The organism is Pseudomonas sp. 203-8, assembly GCF_020708595.1.
Lineage (GTDB): Bacteria > Pseudomonadota > Gammaproteobacteria > Pseudomonadales > Pseudomonadaceae > Pseudomonas > Pseudomonas aeruginosa.
Genome location: NZ_JAJFDF010000006.1, coordinates 139,890 through 156,436, shown reverse-complemented (window position 1 = coordinate 156,436; position 16,547 = coordinate 139,890). Strand labels below are relative to the sequence as shown.

Below are 16,547 nucleotides of genomic sequence, written 5' to 3'. Positions count from 1 at the left end.
CATGAGTAGCGGACGTATCGTTCAAATCATCGGCGCCGTGATCGACGTGGAATTCCCGCGCGATGCCGTGCCGAGCATCTATGAAGCCCTGAAGGTTCAGGGCGTTGAAACCACCCTGGAAGTCCAGCAGCAGCTGGGCGACGGCGTGGTTCGTTCCATTGCGATGGGTTCCACCGAAGGCCTCAAGCGTGGCCTGAACGTGGACAGCACTGGTGCTGCCATCTCCGTGCCGGTCGGTAAAGCGACCCTGGGCCGGATCATGGACGTACTGGGCAACCCGATCGACGAAGCCGGTCCCATCGGCGAAGAAGAGCGCTGGGGCATCCACCGCGAAGCTCCGTCCTATGCCGACCAGGCTGGCGGCAACGAGCTGCTGGAAACCGGCATCAAGGTGATCGACCTGGTCTGCCCGTTCGCCAAGGGCGGCAAGGTAGGCCTGTTCGGCGGCGCCGGCGTGGGCAAGACCGTCAACATGATGGAACTGATCCGTAACATCGCCATCGAGCACAGCGGTTATTCCGTGTTCGCGGGTGTGGGCGAGCGTACTCGTGAGGGTAACGACTTCTACCACGAGATGAAGGACTCCAACGTACTGGACAAGGTAGCCCTGGTATACGGCCAGATGAACGAGCCGCCGGGCAACCGTCTGCGCGTCGCACTGACCGGCCTGACCATGGCCGAGAAGTTCCGTGACGAAGGCCGTGACGTTCTGTTGTTCATCGACAACATCTACCGTTACACCCTCGCCGGTACCGAAGTGTCCGCACTGCTGGGCCGTATGCCGTCCGCGGTGGGCTATCAGCCGACCCTGGCCGAAGAGATGGGCGTTCTGCAGGAGCGCATCACCTCCACCAAGAAAGGCTCGATCACCTCGATCCAGGCCGTATACGTTCCCGCGGACGACCTCACCGACCCGTCCCCGGCGACCACCTTCGCCCACCTGGACGCGACCGTCGTACTGTCCCGTGACATCGCCTCGCTGGGTATCTACCCCGCGGTCGACCCGCTGGACTCGACCTCCCGTCAGCTCGATCCGCTGGTGATCGGCCAGGATCACTACGACACCGCTCGCGGCGTCCAGTATGTTCTGCAGCGCTACAAGGAGCTGAAGGACATCATCGCGATCCTGGGCATGGACGAACTGTCCGAAGCCGACAAGCTGCTGGTGGCGCGCGCTCGTAAGATCCAGCGCTTCCTGTCCCAGCCGTTCTTCGTAGCGGAAGTCTTCACCGGCTCGCCGGGCAAGTACGTTTCCCTGAAGGACACCATCGCTGGCTTCAAGGGCATTCTCAACGGCGACTACGATCACCTGCCGGAGCAGGCGTTCTACATGGTCGGCGGTATCGAAGAAGCAGTCGAGAAAGCCAAAAAACTGTAATCCTGTGCGCCCGGCGACGGGCGCTCATGTGAGGCAAGCGTATGGCCATAACAGTCCATTGCGACATCGTCAGCGCCGAGGCGGAGATCTTCTCCGGCCTGGTCGAGATGGTTATCGCGCACGGCGCTCTGGGTGACCTGGGTATCGCCCCGGGCCACGCGCCGCTGATCACCGACCTGAAACCGGGCCCCATCCGCCTGGTCAAGCAGGGCGGCGAGCAGGAGGTGTACTACATCTCCGGCGGTTTCCTCGAAGTCCAGCCGAACATGGTCAAGGTCCTCGCCGACACCGTGGTTCGTGCCGGCGACCTCGACGAAGCGGCCGCCCAGGAAGCCCTGAAGGCTGCCGAAAAGGCGCTGCAGGGCAAGGGCGCCGAGTTCGACTACAGCGCCGCTGCCGCGCGTCTGGCCGAAGCCGCAGCCCAGCTGCGCACCGTCCAGCAACTGCGCAAGAAGTTCGGCGGCTGATTTCCAGCCGGTACTTCTAGCGGTGTCAGGGAAAAGGGTAGCCTGTGGGCTACCCTTTTTTCGTTTTGCATCTTCACTCACAGGTTTTGCCTGTGACCACCAGGAACGGTAGTCCAGTCCATGTCCCTTGAAATCGTGATTCTCGCCGCCGGCCAGGGCACCCGCATGCGTTCGGCCCTGCCCAAGGTCCTCCATCCCATTGCCGGCAAGCCGATGCTCGGCCACGTCATCGACTGCGCGCGCCAGTTGCAGCCGGAACGGATCCACGTGGTGATCGGCCACGGCGCGGATCTGGTGCGTGAGCGGATGGCCGCCGACGACCTGAATTTCGTGCTCCAGGCCGAACAGCTCGGTACGGGCCATGCGGTGGCCCAGGCCCTGCCGTTCCTCAGTGCAGACCAGGTGCTGATCCTCTACGGCGACGTGCCGCTGATCCAGCTGGACACCTTGCAGCGCCTGCTGGCGCAAGTCACCCCGGACCAGTTGTCGTTGCTCACCGTCGACATGCTCGACCCCACCGGCTACGGCCGCATCGTCCGTGACGACCAAGGCGCGGTGCAGGCCATCGTCGAGCACAAGGACGCGACCCCGGCGCAGCGCCAGATCGGCGAGATCAACACCGGCATCCTCGCGGTGCCGGGCAAGCGCCTTGCCGACTGGCTCGGCCGCCTGTCCAACGACAACGCCCAGGGCGAGTACTACCTGACCGACGTGATCGCCATGGCGGTCGGCGACGGCCTGGTGGTGGCCAGCGCCCAACCGCTGGACGCGATGGAAGTGCAGGGCGTCAATGACCGCATGCAACAGGCCCAGCTGGAGCGTCACTACCAGCGCCTGCGCGCAGAGGAGCTGATGCGCCAGGGCGTGACCCTGCTCGATCCGCAGCGCCTGGATGTCCGTGGCGAAATCTCGGTCGGCCGCGACGTGCTGATCGACGTCAATGTGGTGCTGGAAGGCCGCGTGGTGATCGAGGACGACGTGCGCATCGGACCGAACTGCGTGATTCGCGACAGCGTCCTGCGGCGTGGCGCGGTGATCAAGGCCAACAGCCACCTGGAAGGCGCGGAGCTGGGCGAGGGTAGCGATGCCGGTCCGTTCGCCCGCCTGCGTCCGGGCAGCGTGCTCGGCGCTCGGGCCCATGTCGGCAACTTCGTCGAACTGAAGAATGCCCGCCTGGGCGAGGGCAGCAAGGCCGGCCACCTGAGCTACCTGGGCGATGCCGAGCTGGGCGCCAACTGCAACATCGGCGCCGGCACCATCACCTGCAACTACGATGGCGCGAACAAGTTCCGCACCGAGCTGGGCGACGATGTGTTCATCGGCTCGAACAACTCGCTGGTGGCGCCGCTGAAGATCGGCGATGGCGCGACGACCGCGGCCGGCTCCACCATCACCCATGAGGTTCCGGCGAAGAACCTGGCCTTCGGCCGCGCCCGGCAGAAGAACCTGGAAAACTGGAAGCGCCCGGAAAAAATCAAGAAGTAACGGAGCGGCACGGATGCCGAAGCCTGCGAAACGGATCGTGCTGGGGCTGCTCATAGCCTGGGCGGTGCTGCCCGAATGGCCGCGGATACCCGTCGAAGGCGCCAGTGCCCGCGACTGGAATCCGCGAACCTTCTGGTTCGAGCCCTGGGGGCGCTCCGGAGTGCACAAGGGCATCGACATCTTCGCCCGCAGCGGCACCCCCGTACGCTCCGCCAGCTACGGCCTGGTGCTCTATCGCGGGGAGATCGCCCTCGGCGGCAAGGTCGTCCTGGTGCTGGCGCCCAAGTGGCGCCTGCATTACTACGCCCATCTCGATAGCCTCGACGCCTATCCGGGCCAGCCGGTCCTTGCCGGTTCCCGCCTGGGTACGGTCGGCACCACCGGCAACGCGCGCGGCAAGCCGGCCCACCTGCACTACGCGATCATCACCTTGCTGCCCTATCCCTGGCTGGCCGACGACAGCACCCAGGGTTGGAAGAAGATGTTCTATCTCGATCCCGATACGGTGCTGCCGAGCCGATGAAAAGTCATTGACGAGAAGCGCCGGATAAGTTTTGATTCGCACACTTTTCTTTCGAAACGAAACTTAAGTGATCTCGAAACGTAATACGCCGCAACGTCGCCATGCCATCCTCGCGCTGCTTTCCGAGCAGGGCGAGGTCAGCGTGGACGCACTCGCCAAGCGCTTTTCCACCTCGGAAGTGACCATCCGCAAGGACCTCGCCGCCATGGAAAGCCACGGCCTGCTGTTGCGTCGCTACGGCGGTGCGGTGCCGATGCCGCAGGAACTGATCGGTGAAGCTGCGCAGCCCGTCTCGCCCTACAAGCAGGCTATCGGTCGCGCCGCCGCGGCGCGCATCCGCGAGCATGCGCGGATCATCATCGACAGTGGCAGCACCACCGCGGCGATGATCCCCGAACTCGGGCACAAGCCGGGCCTGGTGGTGATGACCAACTCGCTGAACGTGGTCAACGCCCTGCGCGAACTGGAGCACGAGCCGGTGCTGCTGATGACCGGGGGGACCTGGGATCCGCATTCCGAGTCGTTCCAGGGGCAGGTTGCCGAGCAGGTGCTGCGTTCCTATGACTTCGACCAACTATTCATCGGTGCCGACGGCATCGATCTCGAACGCGGGACGACCACGTTCAACGAATTGCTGGGCCTGAGCCGGGTGATGGCCGAGGTCGCCCGCGAGGTGATCGTCATGGCCGAGGCCGACAAGGTCGGTCGGCGCATTCCCAACCAGGAATTGCCCTGGAGCAGCATCCATACCCTGATTACCGACGAGCGCCTGGAACCTTCCGCGCGCGAACAGATAACCGCCCGGGGCGTCACGCTGATCTGCGCCCCGGTCGAGGCCTGAAAGGAGAAAGACCCCATGTGTGGAATCGTAGGCGCGATCGCCGAGCGCAACATCACCCCCATCCTCATCGAAGGCCTCAAGCGCCTCGAGTATCGTGGCTACGACAGCGCCGGCGTGGCGGTCTTCGATAACGAAGGCAGGCTGCAGCGCTGCCGCCGGGTCGGCAAGGTCGCCAGCCTGGAGGAAGGCCTGGCCGGTACGCCGCTGCTCGGCCGCCTGGGCATCGCCCATACCCGCTGGGCGACCCACGGCGCGCCAACCGAAGGCAATGCCCACCCGCATTTCTCCAGCGACGAACTGGCGGTGGTGCACAACGGCATCATCGAGAACCACGAACCTCTCCGTGAGCGGCTCAAGGGCCTGGGCTACGTGTTCACCTCGCAAACCGACACCGAGGTCATCGTCCACCTGCTGCATCACAAGCTGCAGTCCATCGGCGACCTGACCCTGGCGCTGAAGGACGCGGTCAAGGAATTGCACGGGGCCTATGGCCTGGCAGTGATCAGCGCGGCGCAGCCGGACCGCATCGTCGCCGCCCGCAGCGGCAGCCCGCTGGTGATCGGCCTCGGGCTTGGCGAGAACTTCCTCGCTTCCGACCAACTGGCGCTGCGCCAGGTGACCGACCGCTTCATCTACCTGGAAGAAGGCGATATCGCCGAGATCCGTCGCGACAGCGTGCGCCTGTGGGATGTCCAGGGCAACGACGTGCAGCGCGAGACCGTGCAGTACCACGAAGGCGCCGAAGCCGCCGACAAGGGCGAGTACCGGCACTTCATGCTCAAGGAAATCCACGAGCAGCCCAGCGTCGTGCAGCGCACCCTGGAAGGCCGCCTCGGGCAGAACCAGGTAATGGTGGAAAGCTTCGGCCCGCAGGCGGCGGAGCTGTTCGCCAAGGTTCGCAACGTGCAGATCGTCGCCTGCGGTACCAGCTACCACGCCGGCATGGTCGCCCGTTACTGGCTGGAAAGCCTGACCGGGATTCCCTGCCAGGTGGAGGTCGCCAGCGAGTTCCGCTACCGCAAGGTCGCGGTGCAGCCGGATTGCCTGTTCGTCACCATCTCCCAGTCCGGTGAGACCGCCGACACCCTGGCTGCCCTGCGCAACGCCAAGGAGCTGGGCTTCCTCTCCAGCGTGGCGATCTGCAACGTTGCCACCAGTTCGCTGGTGCGCGAATCCGACCTGACCCTGCTGACCCAGGCCGGCCCGGAAATCGGCGTGGCCTCGACCAAGGCCTTCACCACCCAGTTGGTCGCCCTGCTGCTGCTGACCCTGGGCATCGGCCAGGTGCAGAAGCGCCTGGCCGATGGCGTCGAAGCCGAGCTGGTGGACGAACTGCGTCGCCTGCCGACCCGGCTGGGCGAGGCGCTGGCGATGAACCGGACGGTGGAGAAGGTTTCCGAGCTGTTCGCCGAGAAGCACCACACCCTGTTCCTCGGCCGTGGCGCGCAGTTCCCGGTGGCCCTGGAAGGCGCGCTGAAGCTCAAGGAAATTTCCTATATCCATGCCGAAGCCTACCCGGCCGGCGAACTCAAGCATGGCCCGCTGGCGCTGGTGGACAGCGACATGCCGGTGGTTACCGTGGCGCCGAACAACGAGCTGGTGGAGAAGCTCAAGTCGAACCTGCAGGAAGTCCGCGCCCGCGGCGGCGAACTGGTGGTGTTCGCCGACGAAGGCGCGGGCATCGAGGCCGGCGAGGGCACCCATGTGGTGGGCATGCCGCACATCGGCGACGTGCTCTCGCCGATCCTCTACACCATCCCGTTGCAATTGCTCTCGTACCATGTCGCCGTGCTCAAGGGCACCGACGTCGACCAGCCGCGCAACCTGGCCAAGTCGGTCACCGTCGAGTAACGCCGGCCGCGTGCCCGAGAAGCCGGGGCAGGCATGCGGCCCCGGCGCTCGCGGCGCTCGCCGTCAATCGCGCAACGGCAGCGCCTCGTCGCTCCTGCGGCTGGCGAACCAGTCCAGCACGGTGAGCCAGGCGCCGATCCCCAGGCCGATGCCCAATACCCACAGGGTGGCGGGCGGCCCCTTCAGCTCCAGCAGTCGCACAGCCAGGGGCACGCTGGCGAGAATGGCGATGTTGTTGAACGTCTCGGCGAACGACAGCACCATGCCCTTGTCCGGCCCGGAGCGCGAGGCGAGTACCACCGTGCCCGCCGGCGCGCCCAGGCCCAGCGCGGCGCCCCAGGCGCCCAGGCAGCAGAGCGCCACGGGCAACGGTAGCGGCAGGAGCATGAAGGTCGACATCGATAGCACCAGGAGCGCCAGCACCAGCAGGAGCATGTCTTCGTCGCGCTTCAGATAACGTCGCAGGTAACCCGCGGCGAGGTTGCCCACGGCCAGGCCCACGCCGAAGGCGGCGATGCTGACGCCTATCTGCGCGGTGCTGAAGCCGTAGCGCTGGCGCAGCACCTCTCCCGAGAGAAGCAGGCCGGCGACCCCGGTGCCGTTCCAGGCACCCTTGGCGATCAGTGGCCTGAGGATGCTCCATTGCCTGCACCAGCCCAGCGCATGGCCCTCGGCGCGCGGTGCCACGGCTTGCACGGGAAGGCGCTGGCGTGCCATCAGGAAGACCAGCACGCAACCGCACGAGACCATCAGGAAGGGCGCCGCCCAGCCGAAGAAGTCCGAGAGGAGGCCGGCCAGTGCCGGGCCGGCGGCAATGCCGAGGGTCATGCCGAGCATCACCTGGCCCATGGCACCGGCCTGTCTTTGCGGGGCGACCACCTCCGCGACCAGGGCGAAGGTGGTCGGGATGATGATTGCCGAGGCGATGCCCCCGATCACCCGCAGGACGACGGCAATTTCCAGGGTCGGGGCGATGACGATGGCCAGAGTATCGACCGCGAAGAGGACCAGGGCGAGCAGCAGCAGCTTCCTGCGTTGCATGCGGTCGGAGAAGTAGCCCAGCAACGGCGCGGCGATCGCATAGGAGAACGCGTAGCTGGAGATCAGCCAGGCGGCGCCGCTGGTAGTGGTGTGGAACGCCTGCGCCAGCGGCCCGAGCATGGAGGACAGCATGAACTCGGTCACGCCGACGAAGAATACGGCCATCGACAGGGCCAGCAGGAACAGGCCGTCGAGCTTCTGTGAAGGCGGGGAAATTTTCTGGTTCATGATGTTCTCTTTGGCTGAATGAGCGGACGAACGCCAAGTGGGCGCCGGCTCGTGGAGCCGGCGCCAGGGTCAGGGATGAACCGCTCGGGCTATGGAGGGCATGGCTGTTTGGTTGATGCAGGAACGGCGGGGAGAAAAGAAGAGAACGGAGGGAGATTCTGGGGGCCAGTGCACGATTTCGAAGAAGGCTTCGGCGTATCGCCTCAAGCGGCTCTCCCCGGAATCCGCTCGGGGCTCGGGAGTGCTGGAGAAACTATCCTACCGGAACGTTAGCCGAATTTTGCACTCCTGCCGGATATGGCGACGTTCGCTCCCACTTTGGATTGATACTCGGATCAGACCATGTCCGGCAACCGGTCAGCGGAACGGTTTCCAGAAGCGCTCCAGCGCCGCCGCCAGCAGTTCCGTATCGCCGCGCGAGTCGCCCCAGGCGCGCAGGGAGTATTGGGTCAGCGGACCGTAGTGCCGCTCCAGGCGGCAGACTTTCTCGTCGCGCCGGCAGTTGCGGCCGACGATCCTGCCGGTCAGTACGCCGTCTACCACTTCCAGCTCGGTGGCGATCAGGTGCACGCCGAGCTTCTCGGCGAACGGCCTGAGTAGCAGCGAAGGGGAGGCGGAACAGATGGTCACGGTGCTGCCGCTGCTGACCTGGTCGGCCACCGCGGTCAATGCGTGGGGACGCATCAGTGTTTCCCAGAAGCGGTTCTGGTAGGCCAGCGCCCGCTCTTCCAGCACATGTACGGGCACATCGGTGAGGAAGGTGGCGATCAGGCGCGCCTTCAGGTCGTCGCGGTCGATACGCCGGCAGAGATAGGCCAGGCTGGGTCCTGCCATGCGCAGCATGCGGCGGACGAACACCCGGTTGCCGAAGGCGAAACGCAGGAAGGGCACGAAGCTGTCTCGGTATGTCAGGGTACCGTCGAAGTCGAACACGGAGAGAAAGCGTACTTCGCGTGTTTCGAGGGATACGGTCTCGTTCATCGGCATTCCTTATGTCGCTTCCGCTTCCTTTGACAGGGTGTATGCGTCATTCCGTTATTGCAGCAAGGGAAAGTTTGTATATCAGAACTGTCAACTATCCATGGGCAGACTGGCTGCTAACCTGAATCGGAGTGCTCAGGGGTTTTGCATCGATAGATAGGAGGCTAAGTAGTCGATAGCAAAACTCTATCAGGTACTGGACTATAGTGTTCCCGTCTTGTGACCAGGAGGTTTGGCATGATTGCACAGCTCCCCTCTGAGTTGCTGTCCCTGCAACTGCCGTTGCGGATCCGCATCGGCGATGCTCAGGCGTTCGATCTGGGGCCGGATCCACAGGTAACCATGGTCATTCGCGACCCCTCGCTGCTAACCGAGATCACCCATCCCAGCCTCGATGCGCTGGGCAAGGCCTACGTCGAGAAGCGTCTCGACATCGAAGGACCGATCAGCCAGGTCATCGGTATCGGCGATGCCCTCAGCGAAGCGCTCGGCGAACCCGATGGCGGCGCGCCGCCGGTTCGCGAAAGCCATGACAAGGACACCGACGCCGAAGCCATCCATTACCACTACGACCTGTCCAACGACTTCTACCAGCTCTGGCTGGATCCGGAAATGGTCTATTCCTGCGCTTATTTCGAGACCGGCAAGGAAGACCTCGCCACCGCGCAACTGGCCAAGCTCCGTCACCTGTGCCGCAAGCTGCGTTTGCAGCCGGGCGAGAAGCTGCTCGATGTCGGTTGCGGTTGGGGGGGGCTGGCGCGCCTGGCCGCTCGCGAGTTCGGCGTCGAGGTCACCGGCATCACATTGAGCAAGGAGCAGCTGGCGCTCGGCCGGGAGCGAGTCAAGGCCGAAGGCCTGGAGGACCGAGTCACCCTCAAGCTGCTGGATTACCGCGACCTGCCGCGCGATGGCCGCTTCGACAAGGTGGTCAGCGTCGGCATGTTCGAGCACGTCGGGCACGCCAACCTGGGGCTGTACTTCCAGCAACTGTACGATGCGGTGCGTCCCGGCGGCCTGGTGATGAACCACGGCATCACCTCGCGCTACACCGACGGCCGCCCGGTTGGCAAGGGGGCCGGCGACTTCATCGATCGCTACGTGTTTCCCCACGGCGAGCTGCCGCACCTGTCGCTGGCGGTGGCGCGGATGAGCGAAGCCGGGCTGGAAGTAGTCGACGTGGAAAGCCTGCGTCTGCACTACGCCCGGACCCTGGACTTCTGGAGCGCCAACCTGGAAGCCAGGCTGAAGGAGGCGGCTCGCCTGGTGCCCGAGGAAACCCTGCGGATCTGGCGGCTGTACCTGGCCGGATGCGCCTACGGCTTCAAGCGCGGCTGGATCAACCTGCACCAGATCCTCGCCATTCGCCCCCACGAGGATGGCTCCCACGAGCTGCCCTGGTCGCGGCGCGACCTGTACGCCTGAACGCCGGCGACCGGCTCCCTTGCGGAGCCGGTCGCGCAATCGGTCCTTGCTGATTGTCCTGCGTGGCGGGGCGGTCTAGTCTGCACGAAGTCCTGCGCGGTCGAAGGAAGCCGGGACGCTTCCGCGACAGCGCGACAACAACGATAAGAACAGGAGACTTCCCATGTCGCTGAGCAGACGCTTCGGTCTTTTCACGCTTGCCGCAACGGTGACCTTCAGTACCGTGGTCTTTGCCGCGCCGACCTTCATCAATATCCTCACCGGCGGCACCAGCGGGGTCTATTACCCCATAGGGGTCGGCCTCTCGCAGATCTACGGGCACGATATCCAGGGCGCGAAAACCTCGGTGCAGGCCACCAAGGCTTCGGTCGAGAACCTCAACCTGTTGCAGGCCGGGCGTGGAGAACTGGCGCTGGCGCTGGGCGACTCGGTCGCCGACGCCTGGAACGGGGTCGCCGACGCCGGCTTCAAGGCGCCGTTGAAGAAGCTGCGGGCTATCGGCAATACCTATCCGAACTATATCCAGGTAGTGGCCAGCCAAGCCTCGGGCATCAAGACCCTGGCCGACCTGAAAGGCAAGCGCATTTCGGTGGGCGCGCCCAAGAGCGGTACCGAGCTGAACGCCCGGGCGATCTTCAAGGCCGCCGGCCTGAGCTACGAGGACATGGGCAAGGTGGAGTACCTGCCCTACGCCGAGTCGGTGGAGCTGATCAAGAACCGCCAGCTCGACGCTACGCTGCAATCCTCCGGCCTGGGCATGGCGGCCATCCGCGACCTGGCCTCGACCATGCCGATCACCTTCGTCGCGATCCCGGCGGACGTGGTGGCGAAGATCGACAGCCCGGCCTACCACGCCGCGAGCATTCCCGCCGGCACCTACGACGGCCAGGAGCAGGACGTGCCGACGGTGGCGATCGACAATATCCTGGTCAGCCACTCCGGGGTCAGCGACGAGCTGGCCTACCAGATGACCAAGCTGATGTTCGACAACCTGCCGCGCCTGGTCACCGCCCATGCTGCCGCCAAGGACATCGCCCTGGACAAGGCGGCGAAGAACCTGCCGATTCCGCTGCATCCCGGCGCCGAGCGCTTCTACAAGGAGAAGGGCGTACTGCCCGAGTGAGGCCCGTTTCTCCGTAGCCCCGGTCCGTGCGGCGGACCGGGTTCCCCGCGTTTCCGGCTGTAGGGAGTCGATGCATGAGCGATCATCAGAACGGGCTGCATCTTGAGGCGGAAAACTGGCCGCGCGCGTTGTTCGCCGTGGCCCTGGCCTTTTCCGTGTTCCAGGTCGTCACCGCGGCCTTTCCCCTGATTTCCACCCAGGTCCTGCGGGCAATGCACGTCGGACTGCTGTTGCTGGTGGTGTACATCAGCTATCCCGCCTTCGGCATAGGTCGCCCCTGGCAGCCGCTGGCCTGGTTGCTGGGCATGGCCGGCCTGGGCACGGCGGTCTACCAGTGGGTTTTCGAGGGCGACCTGATCCAGCGCTCCGGAGAGCTGACCCAGGCCGACATGGTCGTCGGCGTGGTGCTGATCGTCCTGGTCTTCGAGGCGGCGCGACGGGTGATGGGCATCGCCTTGCCGATCATCTGCGCGCTGTTTCTTGCCTATGGCCTGTTCGGCGAACACCTGCCGGGCGACCTGGCCCACCGCGGCTACGGCTTCGACCAGATCGTCAACCAGCTGTCGTTCGGTACCGAAGGTCTCTACGGCACGCCGACCTACGTATCGGCCACCTACATCTATCTGTTCATCCTGTTCGGCGCCTTCCTCGAGCAGGCCGGCATGATCCGCCTGTTCACCGATTTCGCCATGGGCCTGTTCGGTCACCGGGTCGGCGGGCCGGCCAAGGTCTCGGTATTCTCCTCGGCGCTGATGGGCACCATCACCGGCTCCGGCGTGGCCAACGTGGTCACCACCGGACAGTTCACCATCCCGCTGATGAAGCGTTTCGGCTACAAGCCGGCGTTCGCCGGCGGCGTCGAGGCGACCGCGAGCATGGGCAGCCAACTGATGCCGCCGGTGATGGGGGCGGTGGCGTTCATTATGGCCGAGACCATCAACGTCCCCTACGTGGAGATCGCCAAGGCGGCGCTGATCCCGGCCCTGCTGTATTTCGGCTCGGTGTACTGGATGGTCCACCTCGAGGCCCGCCGGGCCGATCTAAAGGGCCTGCCGCGCGATCAGTGTCCCAGCGCCTGGGGTGCCGTCCGCGAGCGCTGGTTCCTGCTGATTCCGTTGCTGGTGCTGATCGCGCTGCTGTTCTCCGGGCGCACGCCGCTGTTCTCCGGAACCATCGGCCTGGCGCTGACCGCCATCGTCATCCTCGGTTCGGCGATCATCCTGCGGGTGTCCTCGCTCGGCCTGCGCATCGCCTTCTGGGTGGCGCTGGGGCTGCTCTGCGCGGGGTTCTTCCGCCTCGGCATCGGGGTGATCTTCGTCGTGATCGCGGCCCTGGCCCTGGCCTGCTGGTTCGTCCGTGGCGGCCGGGAAACCCTGCGCATCTGCGTCCGCGCCCTCGCCGAAGGTGCGCGACATGCGATTCCGGTGGGCATCGCCTGCACCCTGGTGGGAGTCATCATCGGGGTGATTTCGCTGACCGGCATCGCCACCACCTTCGCCAGCTACGTGCTCGACCTGGGACGGGAGAACCTGCTGCTGTCGCTGGTCCTGACCATGGTCACCTGCCTGGTCCTGGGAATGGGCATCCCGACCATCCCCAACTACATCATCACCAGCTCCATCGCCGCGCCGGCGCTGCTGGAACTGGGGGTGCCGCTGATCGTCTCGCACATGTTCGTCTTCTACTTCGGCATCCTCGCCGACCTCACCCCTCCGGTGGCGCTGGCCTGTTTCGCGGCCGCGCCGATCGCCAAGGAAAGGGGATTGAAGATCAGCTTCTGGGCGGTGCGCATCGCCCTGGCGGGTTTCGTGGTGCCGTTCATGGCGGTGTATTCCCCGGCGCTGATGCTGCAGGAAGGCGGTTGGGGGGCGACGCTCTATGTCACCTGCAAGGCGGTGCTGGCCATCGGCCTGTGGGGCATGGCTTCCATCGGCTACCTGCAGGGGCCGCTGGCCTGGTGGGAGCGCCTGGTGGCGTTCGCCGCCGGGGCCAGCCTGGTCCTGGCCTTGCCGATCAGCGACGAGCTGGGCTTCGTCCTCGGCGCGCTGGTGATCGGCTGGCACCTCTGGCGCCAGCGTGCGCGCGAGGCGGTGGCGTGATCGCGCTGTGTCTGGGCATGGCCGGCAGCGTCTGGGCGACGCTGCCGCTGCAGTCGTTCACCCTGGCCTGGCAACACACGGTCGAGAAGGTGCTCTGGGAAGAAGACTATCGCCTGAGTGAGCGCGGCCTGCTGCTGGAAGAGGCCCGGGTGCGGGGCAGCGGGGCGGGGATGGAGATTCCCGAGGGCGCCGTGCTGCGTGACGGCGCCTGGCATTACCACCGTGGGGTGCCGCCGTTGCAACCGTTGCGGCTGGGGCGCACACCGGAGGCCGGCGACTACCGGATCTGCCGTCAGGGGCGCTGCGATGCGCTGGCGCGCTGGATCGGTCCGCCGGACCCTGAGCGCCCGGCGGTCGAACTCTGGGCGTGTCCGATACGGGACCCGAGCGACTGAACGTCCTGTGGATAACCGTGAGACGCCAGTCCACATCCATAAAAACGACGAAGCCGGAGCTGCTTCCGGTCATAAGGAAAACGTCCATGCGTAGCTGTATATCAGTCTTCCGGCCGGCCCTGCTGGCGCTGTTCGTCTCGGCAAGCGGCTCGGCCGGCGCCGACGCGGCTGTGGAAAACCCGCGGATCGGCCGTGCCGCCGATCTCTATGAACTGATCCCGGAATACCAGCCGGACACCTACCGGAACATGGACAAGGTCTATCCGACCCGGGTTATCCACAAGGGGACCAAGGTCCGTCCGCTGCCGGCGGGTGTGGCCATCGCGCCGCGCTACCGGATCGGCGGCGAGGAATACGGCGTCGACGATTTCATGCGGCGCAACCGCGTTGGCGGGGTGCTGGTCCTCAAGGATGGTAAGGTCGCCCTGGAGCGCTACGGCCTGGGCAACGACGAACGCACGCGCTGGACCTCGTTCTCGGTGGTCAAGTCGATCTCCTCGACCCTGGTGGGCGCCGCCGTGCAGCAGGGCCTGCTGGCTCTCGACCAGCCTGTGGACAAGTACCTGCTGAGCCTGGCCGGCTCCGCCTACCAGGGGGTGACGGTGGAGCAGGTCCTGCAGATGAGTTCCGGGGTCCGCTGGAACGAGACCTATCGCGATCCGAAGTCCGACCGCCGGCAGATGTTCGACGCCCAGCTCGCCGAACGTCCCGGTGGCATCCTGCGGCTGCTGGCGAGTCTGCCGCGGCAGTACCCGAGCGGTACCCACTTCACCTACAGCACCGGCGAGTCGCACCTGCAGAGCGAGCTGCTGCACGCGGCGACCCGCATTCCGGTGAGCGACTACCTGTCCGAGCGGATCTGGGCGCGAATGGGCATGGAGAGCGACGGCTTCTGGCAACTGGAATCGCCGGCCGGGCAAGAGATCGGCAGCAGCGGCTTGAGCGCGACCCTGCGCGACTATGGCCGCTTCGGCCAGTTCGTCCTCGAGGACGGGGTGATCGATGGCGAACGTATCCTCCCCGAAGGTTGGGTCGATCGTGCCAGTCGCGTCGAGGCTTCTTCCCACCTGGCCCCTGGCAAGCTCTACGATGGCGAATACGCGCTCGGCTACGGCTACCAGTGGTGGACCTTCCCGGTGGGCGCCAAGGCCCTGCCCGAGCATGACGGCGGGGCCTTCGAAGCCCAGGGCATCTTCGGCCAGTACCTCTACATCAACCGCAAGGAGAAGATCGTGGCGGTGGTCTGGAGCGCCTGGCCGAAGCCGGAGATGGACGATCGCGAGGAGGAGACCTATGCCTTCCTTGGCGCGGCGGTGAAAGCCCTGCGCTAGGGCCGTGGGCTAACGGATATCCACAGCAGGCTGTGGACAAGACTTCAGCGGGAAAACCGCAGGGACAGTCCCTGGCAATCGTCGGACAGGCGTCCCGCGTGCCAGGCGAGTTGCCCGGAGACGATGGTGGTATCGATCCGATGGTGGAATGCCCGGTGGCGGAACGGCGTCCAGTTGCAGCGCGACAGCAGCGGCATGGCGCTGGCCAGCGCCGGGTGCTCCAGTTCGCTGACCAGCACCAGGTCGGCCCAGTAACCTTCGCGGAGGAAACCGCGATCGGCGATGGCGAACAGTTCGGCGACCCGGTGGCTGGTCTTCGCCACCAGGGTGGCCAGCGACAGCCAGCCTTCGCGGACCAGCTCCAGGAGTGCCGGCAACGCATGCTGGACCAGTGGCAGGCCGGCCGGCGCCTGTGGATAAGCCTGCTGCTTCTCGGCCCAGGCGTGCGGCGCGTGGTCGGTGCCGATCACGTCCAGGCGGTTGCCGGCCAGCGCCCTGCGCAGGGCGTCGCGGTCCTCGCGGCTCTTGATCGCCGGGTTGCACTTGAGCAGATGGCCGAGGCGGGCGTAGTCGCTGTCGTCGAACAGCAGATGGTGGACGCAGACTTCCGCGGTGATGCGTTTCTGGCACAGCGGCTTGTCCTCGAACAGGGCCAGTTCACGCGCTGTGGATAAGTGCAGGACATGCAGCAGCGTGCCATGTCGTTGCGCCAGTTCCACCGCCAGGGCGGTGGAACGGTAGCAAGCCTCGGCGTCGCGAATGCGCGGGTGGGCGGCTGCCGGAATACGTTCACCGAAGCGTTGTCGCCAGCGCGCCAGGTTGGCTTCGATCCGCGGCGTGTCTTCGCAATGGCTCAGCAGCAGGGTCGGAACGCTGGCGAACAGGCGCTCCAGGGTCGGCAGGTCGTCCACCAGCATGTCGCCGGTGGAGGCGCCCATGAACACCTTCACCGCGGCGACCTCGCGTGGATCGAGGGCGGCCACGGTGTCGAGGTTGTCGCGGCTGACGCCGAAGTGGAAACCGTAGTTGGCCACGCTATGGGCGGCGGCGAGGCGCTTCTTTTCCGCCAGCGCTTCGAGGCTCAGCGTCGCCGGGCGGGTATTGGGCATGTCCATGAAACTGGTGATGCCGCCCGCCACGGCGGCGCGGGATTCGCTGGCGATCGAGCCCTTCTGTGGATAACCCGGCTCGCGGAAGTGCACCTGGTCGTCGATCATTCCCGGCAGCAGGTAGCGTCCGGCGGCATCGATCTCCCGGCTGGCGCCGCAGTTTTCCAGGCAGCCGGCGATGCGTTCGATGCGACCGTGGCGGACCAGCAGATCGCCTTCGCGTACCTGCCCCTCGTTGACCATCCGGGCATTGCGGATCAGCAGGCTTCGCAT

At 65.6% G+C, this 16,547-nt stretch carries 14 protein-coding genes; 11 read left to right on the top strand and 3 right to left on the bottom strand.

Annotation, left to right across the window (positions count from 1 at the left end):
- Position 1: 1 nt before the first annotated feature.
- The 6 genes from atpD to glmS all read left to right on the top strand — a co-directional run bounded on the left by atpD (position 2) and on the right by glmS (position 6,545).
- Positions 2-1,378: a F0F1 ATP synthase subunit beta gene (gene atpD, locus LJF27_RS15505; RefSeq protein WP_003097130.1), complete on the top strand. Its 1,377-nt coding sequence runs from the start codon at positions 2-4 to the stop codon at positions 1,376-1,378.
- A gap of 41 nt (positions 1,379-1,419) precedes the next feature.
- Entirely contained in the window at positions 1,420-1,845 is a 426-nt protein-coding gene (locus tag LJF27_RS15500; RefSeq protein WP_003097128.1) for a F0F1 ATP synthase subunit epsilon, read from the top strand.
- A gap of 120 nt (positions 1,846-1,965) precedes the next feature.
- Positions 1,966-3,330 (top strand): bifunctional UDP-N-acetylglucosamine diphosphorylase/glucosamine-1-phosphate N-acetyltransferase GlmU, encoded by a 1,365-nt coding sequence (glmU, locus tag LJF27_RS15495; protein WP_003114651.1) that lies wholly within the window; start codon positions 1,966-1,968, stop codon positions 3,328-3,330.
- Positions 3,331-3,343: 13 nt separating this feature from the next.
- Complete coding sequence (locus LJF27_RS15490; RefSeq protein WP_003114652.1) at positions 3,344-3,853, top strand: M23 family metallopeptidase; 510 nt, start codon at positions 3,344-3,346, stop codon at positions 3,851-3,853.
- A gap of 67 nt (positions 3,854-3,920) precedes the next feature.
- Complete coding sequence (locus LJF27_RS15485; protein ID WP_003458389.1) at positions 3,921-4,694, top strand: DeoR/GlpR family DNA-binding transcription regulator; 774 nt, start codon at positions 3,921-3,923, stop codon at positions 4,692-4,694.
- Between the two features lie 15 nt (positions 4,695-4,709).
- Positions 4,710-6,545: a glutamine--fructose-6-phosphate transaminase (isomerizing) gene (glmS, locus tag LJF27_RS15480; RefSeq protein WP_003097120.1), complete on the top strand. Its 1,836-nt coding sequence runs from the start codon at positions 4,710-4,712 to the stop codon at positions 6,543-6,545.
- 63 nt (positions 6,546-6,608) lie between these two features.
- Here glmS and LJF27_RS15475 read toward each other — a convergent pair whose 3' ends face one another.
- On the bottom strand, positions 6,609-7,814 hold the full coding sequence (locus LJF27_RS15475; RefSeq protein WP_003122302.1) for an MFS transporter: 1,206 nt from the start codon (positions 7,812-7,814) through the stop codon (positions 6,609-6,611).
- A 357-nt stretch (positions 7,815-8,171) separates the two neighbouring features.
- A complete protein-coding gene (locus LJF27_RS15470; RefSeq protein WP_003099642.1) occupies positions 8,172-8,795 on the bottom strand; it encodes an HAD-IB family phosphatase in 624 nt (207 codons plus the stop codon).
- Positions 8,796-9,032: 237 nt separating this feature from the next.
- Here LJF27_RS15470 and cfaB point away from each other — a divergent pair, with 237 nt between their 5' ends.
- From cfaB to LJF27_RS15445, 5 genes are all read left to right on the top strand, one after another.
- A complete protein-coding gene (gene cfaB, locus LJF27_RS15465; protein ID WP_003099645.1) occupies positions 9,033-10,217 on the top strand; it encodes a C17 cyclopropane fatty acid synthase CfaB in 1,185 nt (394 codons plus the stop codon).
- Between the two features lie 163 nt (positions 10,218-10,380).
- Complete coding sequence (locus LJF27_RS15460) at positions 10,381-11,340, top strand: TAXI family TRAP transporter solute-binding subunit (RefSeq protein WP_003118440.1); 960 nt, start codon at positions 10,381-10,383, stop codon at positions 11,338-11,340.
- Between the two features lie 74 nt (positions 11,341-11,414).
- A complete protein-coding gene (locus tag LJF27_RS15455; RefSeq protein WP_003099653.1) occupies positions 11,415-13,439 on the top strand; it encodes a TRAP transporter permease in 2,025 nt (674 codons plus the stop codon).
- On the top strand, positions 13,436-13,834 hold the full coding sequence (locus tag LJF27_RS15450) for a DUF1850 domain-containing protein (RefSeq protein ID WP_003099655.1): 399 nt from the start codon (positions 13,436-13,438) through the stop codon (positions 13,832-13,834). Before LJF27_RS15455 ends, LJF27_RS15450 begins: the two co-directional genes overlap by 4 nt.
- Positions 13,835-13,920: 86 nt before the next feature.
- Positions 13,921-15,165 (top strand): serine hydrolase domain-containing protein, encoded by a 1,245-nt coding sequence (locus LJF27_RS15445; RefSeq protein WP_003118441.1) that lies wholly within the window; start codon positions 13,921-13,923, stop codon positions 15,163-15,165.
- A 44-nt stretch (positions 15,166-15,209) separates the two neighbouring features.
- Here the strand turns inward: LJF27_RS15445 and LJF27_RS15440 are convergent, their stop codons facing one another.
- Positions 15,210-16,547 carry a dihydroorotase gene (locus tag LJF27_RS15440; protein WP_019727084.1) on the bottom strand — a complete coding sequence of 446 codons (1,338 nt, stop codon included), beginning with the start codon at positions 16,545-16,547 and terminating at the stop codon, positions 15,210-15,212.